The sequence below is a fragment of the Paenibacillus sp. CR_12 genome (assembly GCF_041953985.1).
In the GTDB taxonomy this organism is placed as follows: domain Bacteria; phylum Bacillota; class Bacilli; order Paenibacillales; family Paenibacillaceae; genus Paenibacillus_AQ; species Paenibacillus_AQ lautus_A.
In genome coordinates, this window is the sequence record NZ_JAVFHO010000003.1 from 677,822 (window position 1) to 696,741 (window position 18,920).

The window sequence follows — 18,920 nt, forward strand, 5'->3', positions numbered from 1 at the left end:
GGCAGGCCTGATTCGCTGCCTCGAATTCTAGGGATTCGAGATCGTTACATGGCTTTCAAAAGAAGGCGTGTTGGGCACAATGTTGAAATATGTCGTTCCCGGAACCAGCGGCACTTCCTTGCCGTCCTTCACGAAACGGATCGCATCGCCCGCAGCGCGTACCCACTGTCCCTTGATGACTTCCCCGCGCTGGAACAGCATCGCTTCACCGCCCGCTTCCACGTTCACGGCAAGCCGGCCCACGTCATCCAGCACCTTATGGTCCGCCCCCAGCACGATCACATTCGCGGCCTCCAGCTGAACGTTATCGTTGAGATCCACATGCGGCGATCCGTTGATCGACCGTTTGTACGTGTTGGAGGAACCGTCATACTGATAATCCACGACATAGCTGTCCAATAAAAATTTGATTTCTACCTTCTCTGCAGCCTCCCCGGAAACAACCTCAACCGGTTCAGTGCCCTCTTCACCATCGGCGCTTGCAGCGATCGCCTCCGGATAGAACGAATACTCTGGCACCTTCACGTCGTTGCCGTAATTCAGCTTAGCCGCTCCTTCACGAAGCTTCTCGTCGCTGGAATACAGATTATGCGGCGCTTTGCGGTCCTTGGCCCTCCAGAAGTAGGCGCCTGCATTCCCGATCTCATCCATGTCCTGCTTGCCTTGCTTTTGAATGATGCTGTAGGCTTCCGGACTTCCTCCCGCATGCACCAGAACGCCGCCGTAGCTCTCGCCAAGATTTATCAGATACGGTCGAATGCTGCGAATCGGCCCGATCTTCTCAATGTCGCTCTGGCTTTGGAAAATGCCGATCAGCCGCGTGATTCCTCCCTCCGCCAGCACTTCATACACCATGTCCGCTTGACTGAGACCCGACTGCGGCCTAGCAGCCGGTGCGTTATTGATCATAACGGCCAGCGGACGCTGCGTCAGTGACGCTTCTAACGGCAATCCCGTCAGAGGTGCCTTATATGGAGAAGAGGTTTCCTCCTGGGGCACTTCGACCGGCTGCTCGACCGGAGCCTCCACCACCGGTGCCGGCGTTGGCTCCGCCTGCTGTTTACCGCCGCTGCATCCGGACAGCAGCAATACTGCCGCCATGGACAACAAGCTTGTCCTCCACGCGAATTTACGAAAAGACAAAGACCCTTTGCTAAACATATTGTTTCCCCCTATGAACGCTCCCATTACTTATTACCCTAAATTTCCAGACCGTTTACCCGTAATTTCCAACAGACGTTTCAACTTTAATTTACATTTAATCACAAAATCCGTGCTTTGTCTGTATTAAGAAGAGATGCATTCGGATCATGGTTCCCCTTGACGCCGTTGAGTTGGCAGCGCTTTATGGATATAGCAGCAGGCGGCTGTTTAACGATCGAAGAGCCCTCCAGACATGCTCGGGACCACATGTCATGCGTGCAGGAAGCTTTCCCAGCCACGGCCTTGCGTGCCGAGAACCTCGCCACGGACCACGTATCTTGCGTAAGGGAACTTTGCTAGGGAATATGCACTTGCGACTGAAACCACACCTCGGTCCACGATCCATGTGCCGCGCGCATGAGTCTCATTAAGAAGTACGTATTGTGCGTACCGAGAGCCTTCGCCGAATCACGCACCTTGCGTACGGGGAGCCTTGCCACGATCTAAGTGGCGCCCGCAGGTGTCTCATGCTGGACCACATGTCGTGCGTGCAGGCAGCACCCTTCCCGAATCATGCGCCTTGCGTTTGGGAACCTTGCCTGACCACGATCAGCGCGTGCAAAGAGCCTTACCACGGTGTGCAGAATCCCCTAAACGAGAGTTCATTTTGAAATGTTCACAACTTTGTGATATTTATCACATGTATTGTGAATATTTTCACTTATAATAAAGACATAGAGAAGGTGATCACTTCCCAAGGCAACAAGAACACACATCATCGACACTAGAAACCAAGCAATCATGTTAATCCAAAAAAATTAAAACTCATTTAAGGAGTGGTTTATATGTTTAACAACTGGCTGAGAACAAACAAAGTGGCAATGTGGCTGTTGACCATCATTCGGGTCTACATCGGATATGAATGGATGACGGCAGGTTGGGGCAAATTGACGGGCGGATTCGAAGCAGGAGGCTTCCTGCAAGGCGCGATTGCCAAAGCAGCCGGCGATCACCCCGCCGTCCAAGGCTGGTGGGCAGCGTTCCTGGAGCACGCGGCACTGCCGGGCGTAAAGCTGTTCAACTTCATCATCCCGCTCGGTGAGTTCCTCGTCGGTGTCGGACTGATCCTCGGTACCTTCACCACCTTCGCTGCTCTGATGGGACTTGTGATGAACGCCGCGTTCCTCTTCTCGGGTACGGTGAGCACCAACGCCCAAATGCTGCTGCTTGAAGTGCTGATCATCGTTGCTGCTGCCAACGCCGGTAAAATCGGTCTCGACCGTTGGGTTCTCCCTTACCTCCGCGGCCTGTGGAACAAAATGACGCACCGCGATCATGAGCCTAAAGCGCCGACAACTCGTCTGAAAAAACGCACAGCTTAACATCGTAACGATCCATGCAAGACGATGGAGAACTCCGGTTCTCCATCGTCTTTTTTTCATGCCAAGAACCTATGCCAAATCACAGCCTATGCGAATACTGTATTTAAATACAGATTTTTGCAAATATGAATAATTTGTGCTGATGCGACATTATATAGATCGTTGCTGTTTTTTCAGCTTCCGTCGCGCTTATGAATTTCAAATTTGCAAAAATCTGAAAACAAAAAAGAGAATGATTATTCATTGGAGGAGTGGTGTAGATGTTTATTCAATGGTTGCAATCCAGCAAAATCGCGATGTGGCTGCTGACGGTCATTCGGGTGTACGTCGGGTATAAGTGGTTGTCGGCTGGCTGGGGCAAGTTAACGGGAGGCTTCGATGCGAGCGGATTTATGCAGGGAGCCATCGCCAAATCCACCGGCGAGAATCCGGCAGTTCAAGATTGGTGGGCCGTATTCCTCAAGCATGCCGCACTCCCCGGCGTCAAATGGTTCAACGTCATCATTCCGCTGAGCGAATTCCTTGTCGGGCTCGGCCTGATTCTCGGCTCGTTCACCGTGTTCGCCGCGCTGATGGGACTGGTGATGAACTCGGCGTTCCTCTTCTCCGGTTCGATCAGCATCAACGGTCAGCTCCTGCTGCTCGAATTCCTGATCATCCTCTCAGCGGCCAACAGCGGTAAGATCGGCATCGACCGTTGGCTCATGCCTTATCTTCAGAATAAATTCACGCGCAAAGCGAAAATCAGCAGCGACTCCTCCCCTCTGCAGAATCAGGCGGTCTGATATAAAATGAATGCGGGGGGAAATTAGAGTTCAAAAGTAATTTAAAGTAATCTCAAGTTGGATCGTATCCGGTCGTATCCGGTCGTTCGCTTCTCTTCGGCTAAAATTCGTGCCTGGCTCCCCCGTCTCATAGCTAAATCCATCTCGTTTTTTCTTCCTACAGTACGATTTGAATGTTGCTCCTCTATCCATGCTCTTTCTGCTTGCCTTTTCAATAAGTCATCGGGTGACCGCGGCCACCGGTACCGGTCATCCGTGTTTTATAAGCAGTTATGCCTAGTAATAAATTCACGACGAGCCATGGTTCAGGGAATGGCATCTCCCAATGCGTTGCGCATTATCTACTCGCTTCAGGTACTAGGTGCTGCTTTGCGTATACTGCTAACAGTTAGCTGAGTTTTCGCCGACTATTTACTGCTCTGCTTGCTGGTTTTGCGTTTACCAGTTCCTCTTTTGCTAATCACTTACTGGTTATGTGCCTGCTCCATGCAGCGTTTTCTTATCACTTACCGGTTTATGTCTACTGCAATTGCTCTGCTTATTACTTGCTGGCTTTATACGTAAAACTTACTTATGCTCTGCTAATTGATCTTGGATGTGCGTGTGCTTCTTGCTGTTTGAGCTCTTTGGCTTATTCTATTACGGCTGCCATTTGAGCACTTTGCCTTACTTATTACATACTGGTTACTGCCACTACATACAGTTCTGCTCATTACTTACTGGCTTACGTCTACTACATGCAGCTTTGCTTATTACTTAATGGTTACGGCCACTACTAACTGCTACTGCATGCTTATTTGCTTATTACTTACTCCTAGTTTACTGTTTACTGGCTGCACTTACACTTCAGGGTTTGCTTGCTTTGTGCTCAATTGCTTTATTTCTTCCTTACTGGCAAGCCTTGCTTACTCACTCTGCACGTCTGCACGGCATAATCCTTACTGCATATTACTTACTAATTACTACTTATTTGCCTACTCCTACAACACCCTAAACAACCATGCTAACTATCACGTATCATATTGGTAATCTCCACCACACCGCCCCGTATTTTCTCCTAAGCCTCTACATATACTGCTCCTATTTCTCTACCCCTTTCACCTATCACTACCCCTGCCAACTCACGAATTTAAAGTTTTTTATGATTTTTATCACTAATGTGATTTAAATCACATATATTGTGATTTATTTCACTTATAATAAAGACATGAAAGAGATGATCATCTTCCTAAAGAACAACATCACAGAACTTCAACATCCGAGAATGGGCAAGGAAGCTTTCATAAAAAAGAAAATCATACTTTTAAGGAGTGGTTTATATGTTTAACAACTGGCTGAGAACAAACAAAGTGGCAATGTGGTTACTGACATTCATTAGGGTCTACATCGGGTATGAATGGATGACGGCAGGTTGGGGTAAATTGACGGGCGGTTTCGAAGCAGGCGGCTTCCTGCAAGGCGCGATTGCCAAAGCAGCCGGCGATCACCCCGCCGTTCAAGGCTGGTGGGCAGCGTTCCTGGAGCACGCGGCACTGCCGGGCGTGAAGCTCTTCAACTTCATCATCCCGCTCGGTGAGTTCCTCGTCGGGGTCGGCCTGATCCTCGGTACCTTCACCACCTTCGCTGCCCTGATGGGTCTGGTCATGAACGCCGCGTTCCTCTTCTCGGGTACGGTGAGCACCAACGCCCAAATGCTGCTGCTTGAAGTGCTGATCATCGTCGCTGCTGCCAACGCTGGTAAAATCGGTCTCGACCATTGGGTTCTCCCTTACCTCCGCGGCCTGTGGAACAAAATGACGCACAGAACAACGAAAGGCGACGGCACCACCCACACACCTTTCAAAAAACAAACCGCATAACATTGTAAGCAACTGAAACCTAAACAACTAACCTATTGATTAAACAACCCGACTTGAGCCATCAAGCCGGGTTGTTTTTGTTGTGGCACGTTGGAGTTACGGCATATCACCTCGTGTTTTCGCATATGTTTGGGATTTGACATACTGCTTGTGTTTTGACATACTGCTTGTGTTTTGACATACTGCTTGTGTTTTGGCATGCTGCTCATGCATTGGCATACGTCTGAGCTTTGGCATACGTCTGAGCTTTGGCATACTGCTGAGCTTTAGCTTACTTTTAAGCTTTGGCATATATTCGAGCCTTAGCATAAGTTTGAGCTTTAACATACGTTCGGGCGTTGTGCTTACGTTCGAACGTTACTTTATACGGCACTAACTAGCTACTTACCATTTTAGCGGACTCAGCGGACCTTATTTTGACCAAAACCACCTTTTCTTTAATGCTAACGGACCAGAGATCCGTTATTCACCGAATTTGGCCTTCATTTTACGTGATATCCGCAATTTAACGGATCGTGTGTCCGATAGATCCCCCAATTGCGAGCAAAAAGCAAAAATAGCGGATCTGAGGTCCGATACGGCCAGGCCGTAACTCGTGTGACATACAACTTGGGAGCCTACGAGCTCTCTTTAGAGCGCCGCCTGGAAAGCCAGGCTTTTTCATGCAATCGCATTTTTGGCATTCGAATCATGATTTACGAACCGCTAAATTCCTCAAAATTGAAAAGTGGGCTAATGCGATATGCTGGTCTTTGTCGGGCCGACGGCAGATCGAATTTCGGAATCGCTTCACCGTCATACCTCATCCGCCCGTTCCCATCCGCGCCTTCTCTAATTAAGCCAATGGGATCAGATCTTCATGCGTCGACGGATGTCCCGGATCGGTTGTGATGCTAAATGACTTGCCGTTTTCAATCCAGAACAGCAAGTTGATTATATATTCCTTTCCCAGTTTGGATTCTCTTCTTTCGGACTGCAGATAAATCATGATCAACAAAAGAACCCATGCAATCCTATTTACAGGACTGCATGGGCCTATCGCGCAAAATAGCTAGCTCAAAATGTTATTTCTGCACCGCTGCTTTCAGAATTTCGACCTTCTGTTCCTTGGACATATCCCATGTGGTTGAAATGCTGTATTCGAAGCCGCCTTCATGCCAAAAAACGTATTTTGGATAGATATCCGCCGGTAAGTCATCCTCAAAGAAACCGTTCTTCTTACTTCCTTCTGAGTCCAACGTATATTTAGAAATGGCCAGCGTGTCTTTTCCGTTCGTATATTCAAGACGGATGGTTGCCGCCTCTTTCCAGTCTATCTTTTTCGCGTAGACGGGTTTTCCGCTCTTCTTGCCTTCGGACCTTACTTCATCAACGAACTTTCCTTCGGTTGGACCTTCAATTCTCGCTTTGGCAAACTTATATCCTTCCGGCAGGTTGGCAGGCTGCTCCAGGATGGAACCTTCCAGCGTGGAAGCTCTTTTCAGGTAGTCCTCGTAAGCAGAGAATTTTTCTATTCCTCCCCAATAACTTAGGTCGAATCCGCTGTTAAGATCCTTATATTTATGATACAGAACGTACATATCACCAGTCTCTTTACTTAGTTTCTTCACTCGATTGGTCTCATCCTCGATATACTTCTTTTCCTCTGGAGTTAGAGCCTTGGCTGCGGCTTCTGCTTTTTTCCGGGCCTGTTCCCGTTCTTTCTTGTAAAGCTCGCGGTCTATATCCCCCTCCGGATAGATCACGGCAGCTTTCGAATCCTGTTCCGATTGCACTGGAGCTTTTTGCGGTACGTTCCCCGCATTGCTTTCCTTTGCATTAACCAACGTCACGCTACCAAGCGCGAGAATCATTCCCAGCCCCAAAACGGACAGGCGGTAGGATTTTTTGTTAAAATGCTTAATCATTTTAAGTCTCCTTTTCATTTGTTTATGCGTGGCGGACAGGCCGGCAAGCCCCGGCTGGCGATGGTATCCTGAAAAATGCTCCAACACATGGATGATCGTTTGTCCGTATGCAATGTTTTGCTGCGGGCTCATCCGATCCAAGACGCATGCATCGCAAGCCATCTCCTGGTCTTGCCTTGCCTTATGTACGGCTAGCCATAATAACGGATTAAACCAGTGGATGATCAGGATGATATGCATCAACCAGTTCACTGCCACATCCCGCCGCTGAATATGCGCGAACTCATGCGCAAGAATATATTGAAGCTGCTCCTGTTTCAATGTGATGAGCAGGCTTGGCGAAATGACGATCGCCGGCTTACTATAACCGACGACGGCAGGTCCGGGAATTCGCTCGCTGGCGACAAACTGCACGTTTCGCTTCACGCCTAATTGCTGTTTCGTCTCATGAAACACTGCCGATAAAAAAGGCGTATCCATTTTTCGGCCCGCGCGCAGGGCTTGTTTCAATCGTAGCTGGTCGTAGACCGTTTTCGCGGCAAGAATCAGCACGCCCGCAAGCCAAACCGACATCAGTATATTGGTGAAACCTATTTGCTTGAACCCATTCCACCCAAAGCGGCTCTCCTGCACGGGTTTTGATTCAAGGGATGGAGCAGGTACTTCCGAAGTTCCGCCTGCTTCCAGATTTAAAGAACTCTCAGCTCGAACCACCGCTTCGCTTATTCTCCCCGTTTCCTTCCAATGCGGTGGAACTTGGGTTTGTTGATGAATGCCGGGCACGATGGCCTCCAGAGACAACACATTGTATAGGCTAAGCGAAGATTCCGGGGCCCAAGGGAGCAGCAAGCGAATGGCCACAGGAAACCAAAGCCAGTATCTCCATCTGGCTTCAATCTTGTTTTTTAGTAGAAATTGCAGGATCAGGACAAGGACGATCAGGATGCCGGCCATGAACGATCCGCGAATGACCCAGCCGAAAAACAATAATAAATTTTCATGCAATGTATGACTCATCAGGGCTCTCTCTTTTCTGCTTCCCCGTCGCTGCTGTTCTCGTCAAACAAAGCCTTCAGATCCTCGATTTCTTGCGCATTCAGTTTTTTATCCTGCAAAAAGTTGGCCAGCATCGGCTTTAAGGCCCCCCCATAAAGTTTTTTCATGAAGGATTTGGTTTCAGACTGCAGATACTCCTGCTCGCTGATGATCGGATAAAATAGTTGGGTGCGCTTTGAACCCTTTTCCAGTTTCGCACCCGCTGCTTCCTTCTGCACCAGACGACTGAGGAGCGTCCGAGTTGTGTTGGGGTTCCACCCCATCAGATCCGTCATTTTCTTTACGACCTCGCTGGAAGGGCAGTCCGGATTAGCCCACAATACGCGCATAATTTCCAGTTCTGCATCCGTAATCGGTGGTATTTGATGATTCATGCATGAAACCTCCAATGTTAATTCAATCAAACTACACGTGTAGTTATGTTAATGCTACGATTGTAGTTTGATAATGTCAACATGTTTGGTGAAGAAAATTTTCTTGGTTTAGTTACATGCAGTATACTTGTACCGCTTGTGGGCATGTTGATCTGCAAAAGAACTCATGCCATCCTATTTCTAGAGCTGTATGGGCTTGTCCGCAAGACCTATAGCTGACGCAGAAGTTATTTTTTCACCGCTGCTTTCAGAATCTCGATCTTCTGTTTCCTGGACAGATCCAATGAGGTTAGTGAAATACTGTATTCAAATTTGCCGCCATCATTCCAAAAAACGTATTTTGGAAAAACATGCGCCGGCAGCTTATCGTTAAAGAAACCTTTTTTCTTGCTTCCCACCGAATCTACCGCATACTTGGAAAAGCCCAGCGTGTCTTCTCCGTTCGTATATTTAAGACGGATGGTTGCCGCTTCTTTCCAATCTATCTTTTTCATGTAGATGGGCTTTCCGCTCTTCTTGCCTTCGGCTCTTACTTCATCAACGAACTTTCCTTCGATCGGGGCTTCAATGACCGCTGTTAAGAACTTATATCCCTTCGGCAGGTTCGCAGGCTGCTGCAGAATGGATCCTTTCAGGGTTGAAGCTTTTTTCAAGTAGTCCTCGTACGTAGTGAATTCATGCACCCCTCCCCAATAGCTAATATCAAATCCGCTATTTAACTGTGGGTATTTATGATACAAAACATACATATCACCCGACTCTTGGGTTAACTCCTTTACTCTCTGGATCTCTTTTTCGATAAACTTTTTTTCCTCTGCCGATATAGACTTGGCTGTTGCGGCTGTTTTTTTAACAGCGGATGCTTGGGCTTTCTTGACGGATTGTGCCTCCGCCGCAAGGTTTGCGGAAGAACCCAGTAATAGAATGCTGCTTAGGGTCGCGATTGCTACTTTCGTTGCTGCTTTCATTCGGTAATGCTCCTCTCCTATAATCTTTATCAATAAACTACAGCTGTAGTTACAAATCAATACTACAATTGTAGTTCAATAATGTCAACACGGTTTGTGCAGAAAAATTTTTGGGTTTGGTTGAATACAAAAAATAGCCGAGGCGCCTGCGGATCATGGCAAAAAAAACCCATGCAATCTTATTTCAGACTGCATGGGCTTGTGTATAAGACCTATGGCGCTACGTTCTGGTTCTCCGGCACCCGCACAGCGGGTGTTTTTTGTTTCACACGTTTCACGCGCTCAAACAGCCCAAACACAACAAAAGCCGAGCTTGTGATCCAAGCTCGGCTTCTCATTATTCGAATGACCAGCAGTTCAGACTCAAACTGCCATATTGGTAAGATTGAAACAATCGCTTTGCCTTGCGGCCGTTGTCCGCAGCCCCCATCGCATAGAACAAGGGGACAAAATGCTCCCGTCCGTAGGAAGGTACGGCGTCGCTGGCATGAGGCGCTTTTTTGTCATACGCAAACAGATTGTGCAGGTCCCAATTCGACAGCTGCTCCGCGACCCATTCGTCGAATTCAGCTGCCCATGCATCCGGCTCATCGCTCTGATGCACCATCCGCAGATTGTGCACCAAGCCGCCGCTGCCGATAATCAGAATGCCTTCATCACGTAAATCGGACAGCATCGCACCGATGGAATATTGTTCGCTTGGCGAGCGCTTGGAGTCCACGGACAAGGCCACCACGGGGATATTCGCATCGGGGTACATTTTGCGCAGAATGACCCATACCCCATGGTCCAGTCCGCGGCCGGTTACGGCTTTGGCGTGCAGATTCTTTGCCTCAAAACGCTGACGGATCTGAGTTGCCAGCTCCGCACTGCCTCGGGCAGGGTACGTAATCTTGTACATCTCTTCCGGAAATCCGTAAAAATCATGCATGGTTCCATGCTCGGCGTCCTCGGTCAACCGTTGATCCGGATCGTCCCAATGGGCTGAAAATACCGCAATGCCTCTAGGTGCAGGCAGCTCCCGCCCCAACTGCTCAAGGAAGCGGGTGTACTCGTTGTCCTCCAGGGCCATCATCGGCGAACCATGGGCAATAAATAAAGCAGGTAACGTCATCGATGCCACCTCCAGCTTCAAAATCAAGGGACAACTCTATTGTACCGTTAAATCGCCCATTATGCCAAATAACTCCCTTAAATCATCCAGTGCTGCCATTCCTGCTGAATGTTCTCCTGCCCGTTCAACCAATCCCGCGTCCGCTCAAGGAGCAGCTGGCGCTGGGGTCCGGCAGAGTACGTGTGATCGGCCTGAAAGATAATCTCCTTGTCGCAGCGGCCTTCCTGACGCATCCAGAACACCTTTTGAAACAGGAAAGCGTAGTCCACCGGAATCACCTCATCCGAGGTACCATGAACGACCAGCACATTGCCCGTAAACTTGATGGCTTCCTGGAATGGTTGCCCCTGAGCCAACGAATCGAAAAAGACCGGGGTAAACGAGTATCCCAAATAATCGGCGGATCCCATCTTAACCGAGGTGTCGTACACGTCGCGACCGGTGATTTTGACGATATCGTTGAACGGGTATCCTACCGCGGACCACAGAATCAAATTCTTTACCCGGCGATCGCGAACGGCCGTCTGCAGGGCGACGGCGCCGCCCAGGCTATGTCCGAGGAGCGTGATGCGCGTCGGATCGACATCCGCGCAGCTGAGTCCGTAATCAAGAACGGAACGCGTCTGGGCAATCATCGAGTCGAGACCTTCGCTGCCGTAATTGCCCGAGCTTTCCCCGCATCCGATATAGTCGAAACGGATCACCATGTACCCGTCTTCGGCAAACTCGCGCGCCGTTTTGACAAACAACCGATCCACCCCGATCCGGCTTCCCACAAAGCCATGGCAGATGATGACCAGCGGGACCCGATTGCACCGGCTTCCGTGAGCCGATTCCTTCAATGGGTAATGGATGGTTGCCGTAAGTTCCTCTTGATTATGCCGGATAGTAATTTGCCGCTCCATGCCGATTCCTCCTTGCGATAACGCGCCGTAATCATAATATTATAATTCCGATAAGATTAATATGAATTAATTAAACTTATCTTAGCATCGTGATTATGGATTGTCAACGCAATTGAGCAGGAGTCAAACGCAAACTCAGCAAAGGTGTGACGGTGTCATGAACGGTGAATTGGCGGTATGCAGCGAGATTCAGCCTATTTAAAGCTGGCGGTTAAGAAACGGCCATTCTGCCCTCTACCTGTATCTCGGACTAACGTGGCATCCGTTTGCCCTAGTCGTTCATCCCGCTGACGCCCGCACCTTCGCCCCACTCGCGGCTCCGTAAATCCAAGCATGCGCTTCTCTTGTCCGCTTCAACGTTCATCCCTTACGCACCACCGCACCTTCAGCCTTACTCGTAACTCTGGCGAAACATCGCATGGGTTTCTTCGCGCCCGCTCCAATCGTTCATCCAGGTCTTCCCGACCGGATCATTCTCCCATAAGGATGCGGCGGTGAGATCATGGTCCTCACGCTCGGAGACGAATTCTCCTTCAGGCTGGGCCGGTGAACCATCCGGAGCACCGCTGTTTGCGATTACCTCCTGCCCTTGTACCGGCACAGCGTCTCCTCCGTGCAATTCATCGTCAAAAAAGCTAGCGCACATCTGAGAACTCCTCCTTCTTATCCCTGAATGATCAGGGCGTCGTGTATAGATTCAGAATGCTTATTATTGTGAAATAGGAGCCGGAGAATTATACCTTGTTCACGAAGGTGACAAGATTCAGCAGCACTACCTTGCATTGCAAGCATGTTATCTGCTATGATATATTGCATAACAAGGTAGTCTGCTATCGTGCCTACTCGCAGTCCAGCCCCTCACGCCTCACTACCTTGCATAGCAATATACCTGAAGGAGGAATCCCCACATTCATGACCACCCAAAGTCAAATGCTAAAAGGCATTCTCGAAGGCTGCATCCTCTCGCTCATGGAGCATCGGGAGGTTTACGGTTATGAGCTCAGCACGCTGCTGGAAGACAGCGGGCTGACGTTTGTGAGCGAAGGCAGCATCTATCCCCTGCTGCTGCGCATGCAGAAAGAGCAGCTCATCGAAGGCACCCTAAGGCCCGCGCCAGGTGCCGGGGGACCGCCACGCAAATATTACAATTTGACCGATAAAGGCCGGCAGGTTCTTCAACAATTCAAGGAACATTGGGGAACGCTTAAAGATAGTGTGGACCACATTTTAACCCGCGGAGGACAGTAAAGATGAATACCAAACAGATGATCAAAGAGAACAACCGACTCCAGGATGCCATGAAGCCGAACAACCTAAGCTATTACCAAGACATGGTTGTCTATATCCGCAGCAGCTCCGTGCAGGAGCAAAAAGGCGAGGAGCTGCTGCTCGAAATCGCCCAGCACCTGCTGGACGCGCAAGCCAAAGGCAAAAGCGCCGAGGAGGTATTCGGAAGCGATCCCGAATCCTATTGCAAGGAGCTGGTCGAACAGCTGCCAAAAATGAAAGGCCTCAGCAGCCTCCAATTCCATCTCATGATCCCGTGGGTGGCCTTAACCTGGTTTTTCTTCGTTCAGGCTCTGGTCGGGTTCATCACGATGTGGGCCGGGGGTCCGGTCGAGCGCATGACGCAGGTACGCATATCGACCCTGATTCTGATCGCAGGCGGTTCCTATGTGCTGATCCACGCATTGCTGAGATGGATGAAGAACGACGCTTTCAAGCCGGAGGAAGACAAACGCAAGGTGAATGCTCGCAATATCGGGATTTATGTCGCCATCACGGTATTGATATTGGTAGCGGGCGTGTGGCTGGGACGGCTGCTGCCGGTGCTGACGGTTGCGCCATGGATCAGCCTCGTCATATTCCTGATCGGAATCGCAGGGACCAAACTTCTTTTTTCGAGCAAATAATACAAACTCGTCATGAATTCGCGGGCGGCGCTTAACAAAATCTTTAATATTTTTTCGTTCTTTGTAAACTAATGTTCTATAGAAGATGATAGGATAAGGGTAATGTGTGGTAAGGGAGGAAAAACCATGTTAAAGTCGAAAAAATCCGCGATTGCTGCCATCCTTGCACTTATTCTATCGATCCAGACCGGCGTTATCGCTAGCGCAGCACCCGCATCCCAAACTGGCTCAAACGCAGTTTCAAGCAAAGCTGCCGCCTTCGGCAATGCCGTGTACAACAAAGCCAATAAATTGCTGAAGGAATCCGACGTGGCTTATGCCAAGTCTTACATCACCAAGCATATCCGCAGCGTGACCGCGTATCAGGCGACCATGCTGGTGCTTAAGCTGGAGAATGCGATGAATGATGCGCTCCCGGCAAAAACCGACAAGGTGTACGAAATCGGGATTCAGGATAAACTGATGAACTTGTACAAATTCGGGGAGCCGATTAACACCACCATTAACAAAACCAAGGATGAAACGCTCCGAAAGGTGCTCATCAACCTGCGCGACAGCGGCTACAGGCTCTATACGACCGAGGGCGTGATCTTCCCGATCATCGACTATACCACGCTCAAGCCATACAAGCCTTATATCAACAAGGATATTCAAGCCTATATCGACATCATGGTCGTTGAATCGGAGAAGCCTGCCGTCAGCGATGCCGCTTTGGTGATCCCATGGAGCGAGGTCATTGATCGGGGACTAACGCAAGAGGCCTTTATCAGCGCGTATCCCAAATCCAATCGGACTGCGGACGTGAAGCTGAAGTTTCGATTCACCGAGCTTAGCCTATACTACGGTTATAACAACACGCCGCTGTTCAAATACGAGGACAATCTGCTGGACCCGGAAGTGCGGCAAGCATTCGATAAAGCACTGAAGGACAGCGACGCTGTCTCCAAAAGCGCGCTCCTCAAAAAGCTCAAGTCCTGGTCCGACGTGCTGGAGAGCAACAAAGACAAGCTGAACCAGGAAGTGGAGCGGTACCGTGCCAAGGCGGTTCCGATTGACTGAGGCATCCTGACGTTAACGGCGGGTGACGCCCTGGACCGCTAGAGGCCATACCATGAAATAACTGGAAAAGCCGGAGTTCCCGTTAGGGGAATCCGGCTTTTTATGGTGCTTTCGTGTACTTCTTAAATCAGCAGATTGAACAGGTTCATGTTCTTGTTCAGCTCCGTGTAATCCAGCCCCTTGCGCTGCATCCGCTCCACCAGCGGGCCGTAATCCTCCGGCCTCAAGAGCTCGATGCCCACCAGGGCAGGTCCGTCTTCCTTGTTATGCTTCTTCGTATACTCGAAGCGCGCGATATCGTCGTCGGGACCGAGCACTTCCTCCAGAAACTCGCGGAGTGCGCCCGCGCGCTGCGGGAAGTTGATCATGAAGTAATGCTTCAGCCCTTCGTAAATCAAGGAGCGTTCCTTGATTTCCTGCATCCGGTCGATATCGTTATTGCCGCCGCTGATGATGCAGACGACCGTTTTCCCGCGAATCCGGTCCCGGTTCATATCCAGCGCCGCTACGGCCAGCGACCCCGCCGGCTCCACAACGATCGCATTCTCGTTATACAGCTCCAGGATGGTGGTGCAGGCCTTGCCTTCCGGTACCGTCACGATGTCGTCCACCAACTCGCAGCAGATGTCATACGTCAGCTGCCCGACGCGCTTCACGGCGGCGCCATCCACGAATTTGTCGATCTCATGCATGGTGACGACCTCGCCCTGCTTCTTGGACTCGATCATGGACGCTGCCCCAAGCGGTTCGACGCCAATGACTTGCGTCGTTGGGCTGACGGTTTTGACGTAGGTTGCCACGCCGGCCGCAAGACCGCCGCCGCCGATGGTGACAAACATATAATCGGCCGGCGCGTCCAGCTCCTCCATAACCTCCATCCCGATCGTGCCGTTGCCCGCAATGATCTTCGCTTCATCAAACGGGTGGATAAAGGTCATGCCGTACTCGTCGCATGCCTTAATCGCTTCGGCATATGCATCATCGAAGGTATCCCCTGTCAGAATGACCTCGACGCTGCCCCCGCCAAAACGCTTCACCTGCTTCACCTTCTGGTTCGGGGTCGTGCTCGGCATGTAAATCTTGCCTTTGATATTCAACGCGTTGCAGGAGAAAGCCACCCCTTGCGCGTGGTTGCCCGCGCTTGCGCACACAATGCCGTTGCTGCGTTCTTCATCCGACAAGCTGCGAATCATATTGTAAGCGCCGCGGATCTTGAAGGAGCGAACCACCTGCAGGTCCTCGCGCTTCAGATACACTTCGCAGTCATACTTGGCTGACAGTACTGCATCCCGCTGCAGCGGCGTGCGTACGATCACTTCGCGAAGCACGTGGTGTGCGCGCACGATGTCCTCCATGCTGACTGCCCGTTTTGCCGTATACGTCTCTTCCATTCTCTCGATCACACTCCCACTTCGCTGCCAGGTAAACGTTGATCCATCCGCTACCCTTATTTACGTATTTCTATCATTGTATCACTTTTCATGAAAATATCCCGCCCTTTTCTGGCAAGCTTTCGTAAAAGAGTTTTTTCGCAACAAGCATAACCCGGATGCACAAGCCGTTACCCGTATACGGCTATGAAGGATCGGGCCTTCCCTTTAAAGAGGGTTGACTTCCTTCAGACACTTTAATACTATAAAGCATGAAAATTAACCTAAATTTTGGGAGTGATTTTAATGAAGAAGAAAGTATTGTATGGGTTATTGGCGGGTACACTCACGCTGGGGATTGGTACAGGCGCTATGGCGTCGTCAGCTTTGGAGCCAATCAAAGCCTATTTGAACAGCAAGATTTCCCTGAAATTAAACGGTACGGTGGTAACGCCGAAAGACGCAAACGGCAAAACCGTGCTGCCGATCACTTACAACGGCACGACGTACTTGCCTGTGCGAGCTGTAGGCGATCTGATGAATATCGACATTCGTTATGACAGCGCAACTTCTTCCGTACTGATTGGCGGCAATCAGGGATCCCCATCCCAAACCTCCAGTCCGTTATCATTAAGCTCGCTCGGAGCCTCCGTATTGGGGACATCAGCCTGGCACACCAAAGATTCCAGCGATACGGTCTACAAAGGCAAAGATTATAAAGACGTTTATTTACATACCGATTCGGCCAAACAAGGCAACAGCTTCCAGATCATGACGGGTAAAAAATATGCCAACCTGCATCTTGAGCTGGCCGTGACTGGCGGTGCGCAAGAAATCGTAATTATGGACCACAACAACTCAACGCTCAAAAAGGTGTCCCTGGGTGCTGAAGATGGCCTGGTCGGCGTAGACGTCGATGTATCGGCTGCCGATTTTATTTTTGTGGAGATCGTTGATGAAGGTCCGGGCACTTCCCTGTTTGTTCCTCTGACCAGTTCCTATTTGACAAAATAAGCCCTTGCGATGATTCGCGCGGGCGGAAGGCCATGATATTGAAAGCCGGGGGGTTAATGACCCCCGGCTTTATCTGTATGATCTATATTAGCTCTGACAAACCACTGCTTCATAACACATACCTGTTAGGGTGAGATCACCTGCCTGTTAGTCCATCGGAATCACGATCACGTTTCCCGTCTGCGTGGTGATTGTAATTTGATGCTGCAAAATCTCGACGCCCAGCCTTTCATTCACGTCTTCCATGGAAGGCTCCTCAATGGCGGGAGTGCCGGGAGCGCTGGGGGTGCCATGCACGGCCGCGATGAGCCAATGGGTCCCGGGTTCAAGCGCCGCCCTCAGTGTAGGAATGACAGTGCGGGGATGCAAAAGGTTCGTATTAGCATGAGGATAGATGAGCTCTGCCGTATCGTAACCGAGCATGCCATAAATAGCACTCGTGCCGAAAGTGCCGGAAGCCGATGCGGCCTCTTCTCCCGCCATGGAGCTGTTCAGAGTTCCCAAGCCTAAAGCAAACCCGCCTTCTGCAGCATCAAGCATTCGTTCCGTGCTGATCTGATGGATGCGAATATGCCATGGCAGCCCTGCCGCTATCCAGGTCCTTACCTCGACGTCTCTCCACGGCTTCCATTGTGCATACAGCACATGCTCCTGAATCCGCGTCTCCTCGCATAAGCGTTTGACCCGGAACAGCCGATCGCCTTCACTAAGCGCCAGCATGGAATCAAAAGCCCCTTGGGCCAGTCCCCATTCCGCCCTCGGCACGCTGAACGCAAAGGCCGTTGAGTAAACAAACTTCTCGTACTTGGCGGAAGTATGCGTATGCTCGTTGGTAGACGGGTGGCCCGTATTGAACGCGGCCACGTGGCCGGTCTGCGGCTCCCTGCAAAGCACCAGATGTGCAGGCTCCTGCACCGAAATACGTCCTGTCTCCGCCAGCTCCTGCTCCTCGGCCGTCCAGAACGGATGGCTATCCGGCAAAGCCAGGATCAGGAACGTCTTCAGCGACCAGTACACCGAGCCGGCCGCGTTATAGTTCTCCGACATGATTCGGTTCGGGTAAGCGTAACCCACCGTCAACACGCCGTCCCGGTCGAATATAGGCTGCTGAAACCACCATCTGAGATTTCTAAGGACCAGTCCCTTCAGCTGGCCCGGACTAAACCCGTCCAGCCCGGCATATGCCGCAGCCGACCAGAAGGCCGACTGCGCAAAGCGGTACGTCAAGCTGCGTCCGTAAGGAACGGCCGACCCGTCGGGTGCAAACCAGTGGATGAAATCGCGTGCAAACAACGCTGCCCGCTCCCTGTAGCGCCCGGCGCGTTCCGGATCTTCGTCTCCCATCAGCTGAGCATAGATCAAGCCATAGAAATGAAAAGCATACGGCACGTAATAATCACAGTGCCCCCCGATCCCGTCGCTATACCAGCCTGCATCCAGATAAAATTCCTCAATGCGCCGGAGATTGTTCTCCAGCTGCCCGGCATCGTATGGTAAGCCTGCTTTGCGGAAACCAACGTTGACCAATACATGGAAGAACAGCCAATTGCAATCATAGCAAGGATGATGGTTGATTTGATCGAGCCACTGATAGAGGTTGGCCTTCTCCTTCTCGCTCAGCGGCTGCCAGATGCGGTCCGGAATCAGGGCAAAGGCCAATCCGAACACCGCCATCTCCACCAGCCGTTGATCATAGTCGTTCACCTGCCCCCAGTACTCCGCATGCTCCGGATCCGTCCCTGTGCGAATCCCTTGCAGGCACAGTTCCCACAGCCCGTCATGGGAGCCGCCGGCAACGGCGGGAACGAGCCCCCACAAGACGCGAGAGAAACCCTCCATCTCCGCAATATCGGCATAGGCATCGGCGCCCGAACGCTCAAGGATTAAGCGTGCGCGCCCCTCGCTGTAGCATTTGCTTAAAGGCTCCAGCAGCTGCGAGAGCGCCTCCTGCACGTCCCGTCTTGTTCTCAGCGGATTCCGGGCGACCGGATGGATCAAGCCTACCTCGGGATTCCCAGTAACCTGTATGCTCATCTAACATTCTCACTCCATTCCCGGAATGCTTCTTCTA

The 18,920-nt window shown here is 50.7% G+C and carries 16 protein-coding genes; 7 read left to right on the forward strand and 9 right to left on the reverse strand.

The genetic code is table 11. From position 1 onward, the window contains the following. Positions 1 to 27 precede the first annotated feature (27 nt). Entirely contained in the window at positions 28 to 1,161 is a 1,134-nt protein-coding gene (locus tag RB297_RS15200; RefSeq protein ID WP_375120879.1) for a DUF3048 domain-containing protein, read from the reverse strand. 827 nt (positions 1,162 to 1,988) lie between these two features. On the opposite strand from RB297_RS15200, the gene RB297_RS15205 reads away from it, so the two are divergent. The 3 genes from RB297_RS15205 (at position 1,989) to RB297_RS15215 (ending at position 5,169) form a co-directional block, all read left to right on the forward strand. Then, positions 1,989 to 2,525: a DoxX family protein gene (locus RB297_RS15205; protein ID WP_119849908.1), complete on the forward strand. Its 537-nt coding sequence runs from the start codon at positions 1,989 to 1,991 to the stop codon at positions 2,523 to 2,525. A 260-nt stretch (positions 2,526 to 2,785) separates the two neighbouring features. Beyond that, complete coding sequence (locus RB297_RS15210) at positions 2,786 to 3,310, forward strand: DoxX family protein (protein WP_375120880.1); 525 nt, start codon at positions 2,786 to 2,788, stop codon at positions 3,308 to 3,310. A gap of 1,319 nt (positions 3,311 to 4,629) precedes the next feature. Beyond that, a complete protein-coding gene (locus RB297_RS15215) occupies positions 4,630 to 5,169 on the forward strand; it encodes a DoxX family protein (protein WP_009592282.1) in 540 nt (179 codons plus the stop codon). Between the two features lie 1,064 nt (positions 5,170 to 6,233). Here the strand turns inward: RB297_RS15215 and RB297_RS15220 are convergent. From RB297_RS15220 to RB297_RS15245, 6 genes are all read right to left on the reverse strand, one after another. Beyond that, entirely contained in the window at positions 6,234 to 8,093 is a 1,860-nt protein-coding gene (locus RB297_RS15220; RefSeq protein WP_375120881.1) for a M56 family metallopeptidase, read from the reverse strand. Further along, positions 8,093 to 8,506, reverse strand: a complete 414-nt coding sequence (locus RB297_RS15225; protein ID WP_012819123.1) for a BlaI/MecI/CopY family transcriptional regulator — start codon at positions 8,504 to 8,506, stop codon at positions 8,093 to 8,095. The genes RB297_RS15220 and RB297_RS15225 overlap by 1 nt, the downstream gene beginning before the upstream one ends. A gap of 227 nt (positions 8,507 to 8,733) precedes the next feature. Further along, positions 8,734 to 9,474 (reverse strand): hypothetical protein, encoded by a 741-nt coding sequence (locus RB297_RS15230; RefSeq protein ID WP_375120882.1) that lies wholly within the window; start codon positions 9,472 to 9,474, stop codon positions 8,734 to 8,736. A gap of 337 nt (positions 9,475 to 9,811) precedes the next feature. Next, positions 9,812 to 10,588: a DODA-type extradiol aromatic ring-opening family dioxygenase gene (locus tag RB297_RS15235; RefSeq protein ID WP_375120883.1), complete on the reverse strand. Its 777-nt coding sequence runs from the start codon at positions 10,586 to 10,588 to the stop codon at positions 9,812 to 9,814. A gap of 77 nt (positions 10,589 to 10,665) precedes the next feature. Then, positions 10,666 to 11,493 carry an alpha/beta hydrolase gene (locus RB297_RS15240; RefSeq protein ID WP_213580279.1) on the reverse strand — a complete coding sequence of 276 codons (828 nt, stop codon included), beginning with the start codon at positions 11,491 to 11,493 and terminating at the stop codon, positions 10,666 to 10,668. A 391-nt stretch (positions 11,494 to 11,884) separates the two neighbouring features. Then, positions 11,885 to 12,139: a hypothetical protein gene (locus RB297_RS15245; protein WP_375120884.1), complete on the reverse strand. Its 255-nt coding sequence runs from the start codon at positions 12,137 to 12,139 to the stop codon at positions 11,885 to 11,887. A gap of 266 nt (positions 12,140 to 12,405) precedes the next feature. On the opposite strand from RB297_RS15245, the gene RB297_RS15250 reads away from it, so the two are divergent. From RB297_RS15250 to RB297_RS15260, 3 genes are all read left to right on the forward strand, one after another. Next, positions 12,406 to 12,741: a PadR family transcriptional regulator gene (locus RB297_RS15250; protein ID WP_009592352.1), complete on the forward strand. Its 336-nt coding sequence runs from the start codon at positions 12,406 to 12,408 to the stop codon at positions 12,739 to 12,741. A gap of 2 nt (positions 12,742 to 12,743) precedes the next feature. Next, positions 12,744 to 13,406, forward strand: a complete 663-nt coding sequence (locus RB297_RS15255; protein ID WP_096774988.1) for a DUF1129 family protein — start codon at positions 12,744 to 12,746, stop codon at positions 13,404 to 13,406. 126 nt (positions 13,407 to 13,532) lie between these two features. Next, positions 13,533 to 14,465 (forward strand): hypothetical protein, encoded by a 933-nt coding sequence (locus RB297_RS15260; RefSeq protein ID WP_375120885.1) that lies wholly within the window; start codon positions 13,533 to 13,535, stop codon positions 14,463 to 14,465. Between the two features lie 122 nt (positions 14,466 to 14,587). Here the strand turns inward: RB297_RS15260 and ilvA are convergent, their stop codons facing one another. After that, positions 14,588 to 15,856 (reverse strand): threonine ammonia-lyase IlvA, encoded by a 1,269-nt coding sequence (gene ilvA / locus RB297_RS15265; protein WP_096774986.1) that lies wholly within the window; start codon positions 15,854 to 15,856, stop codon positions 14,588 to 14,590. 285 nt (positions 15,857 to 16,141) lie between these two features. Between ilvA and RB297_RS15270 the strand changes: the two genes are divergently transcribed. Further along, entirely contained in the window at positions 16,142 to 16,849 is a 708-nt protein-coding gene (locus tag RB297_RS15270; protein ID WP_192569680.1) for a stalk domain-containing protein, read from the forward strand. A gap of 147 nt (positions 16,850 to 16,996) precedes the next feature. Here the strand turns inward: RB297_RS15270 and RB297_RS15275 are convergent, their stop codons facing one another. Then, positions 16,997 to 18,883, reverse strand: a complete 1,887-nt coding sequence (locus tag RB297_RS15275) for a DUF2264 domain-containing protein (RefSeq protein ID WP_375120886.1) — start codon at positions 18,881 to 18,883, stop codon at positions 16,997 to 16,999. Positions 18,884 to 18,920: the final 37 nt, after the last annotated feature.

Excerpts from the sequence above, each read along its gene's own strand:
- RB297_RS15200 (WP_375120879.1), bottom strand. The coding sequence starts at position 1,161 with ATGTTTAGCAAAGGGTCTTTGTCTTTTCGTAAATTCGCGTGGAGGACA.
- RB297_RS15205 (WP_119849908.1), top strand. The coding sequence starts at position 1,989 with ATGTTTAACAACTGGCTGAGAACAAACAAAGTGGCAATGTGGCTGTTG.
- RB297_RS15210 (WP_375120880.1), top strand. The coding sequence starts at position 2,786 with ATGTTTATTCAATGGTTGCAATCCAGCAAAATCGCGATGTGGCTGCTG.
- RB297_RS15215 (WP_009592282.1), top strand. The coding sequence starts at position 4,630 with ATGTTTAACAACTGGCTGAGAACAAACAAAGTGGCAATGTGGTTACTG.
- RB297_RS15220 (WP_375120881.1), bottom strand. The coding sequence starts at position 8,093 with ATGAGTCATACATTGCATGAAAATTTATTATTGTTTTTCGGCTGGGTC.
- RB297_RS15225 (WP_012819123.1), bottom strand. The coding sequence starts at position 8,506 with ATGAATCATCAAATACCACCGATTACGGATGCAGAACTGGAAATTATG.
- RB297_RS15230 (WP_375120882.1), bottom strand. The coding sequence starts at position 9,474 with ATGAAAGCAGCAACGAAAGTAGCAATCGCGACCCTAAGCAGCATTCTA.
- RB297_RS15235 (WP_375120883.1), bottom strand. The coding sequence starts at position 10,588 with ATGACGTTACCTGCTTTATTTATTGCCCATGGTTCGCCGATGATGGCC.
- RB297_RS15240 (WP_213580279.1), bottom strand. The coding sequence starts at position 11,493 with ATGGAGCGGCAAATTACTATCCGGCATAATCAAGAGGAACTTACGGCA.
- RB297_RS15245 (WP_375120884.1), bottom strand. The coding sequence starts at position 12,139 with ATGTGCGCTAGCTTTTTTGACGATGAATTGCACGGAGGAGACGCTGTG.
- RB297_RS15250 (WP_009592352.1), top strand. The coding sequence starts at position 12,406 with ATGACCACCCAAAGTCAAATGCTAAAAGGCATTCTCGAAGGCTGCATC.
- RB297_RS15255 (WP_096774988.1), top strand. The coding sequence starts at position 12,744 with ATGAATACCAAACAGATGATCAAAGAGAACAACCGACTCCAGGATGCC.
- RB297_RS15260 (WP_375120885.1), top strand. The coding sequence starts at position 13,533 with ATGTTAAAGTCGAAAAAATCCGCGATTGCTGCCATCCTTGCACTTATT.
- ilvA (WP_096774986.1), bottom strand. The coding sequence starts at position 15,856 with ATGGAAGAGACGTATACGGCAAAACGGGCAGTCAGCATGGAGGACATC.
- RB297_RS15270 (WP_192569680.1), top strand. The coding sequence starts at position 16,142 with ATGAAGAAGAAAGTATTGTATGGGTTATTGGCGGGTACACTCACGCTG.
- RB297_RS15275 (WP_375120886.1), bottom strand. The coding sequence starts at position 18,883 with ATGAGCATACAGGTTACTGGGAATCCCGAGGTAGGCTTGATCCATCCG.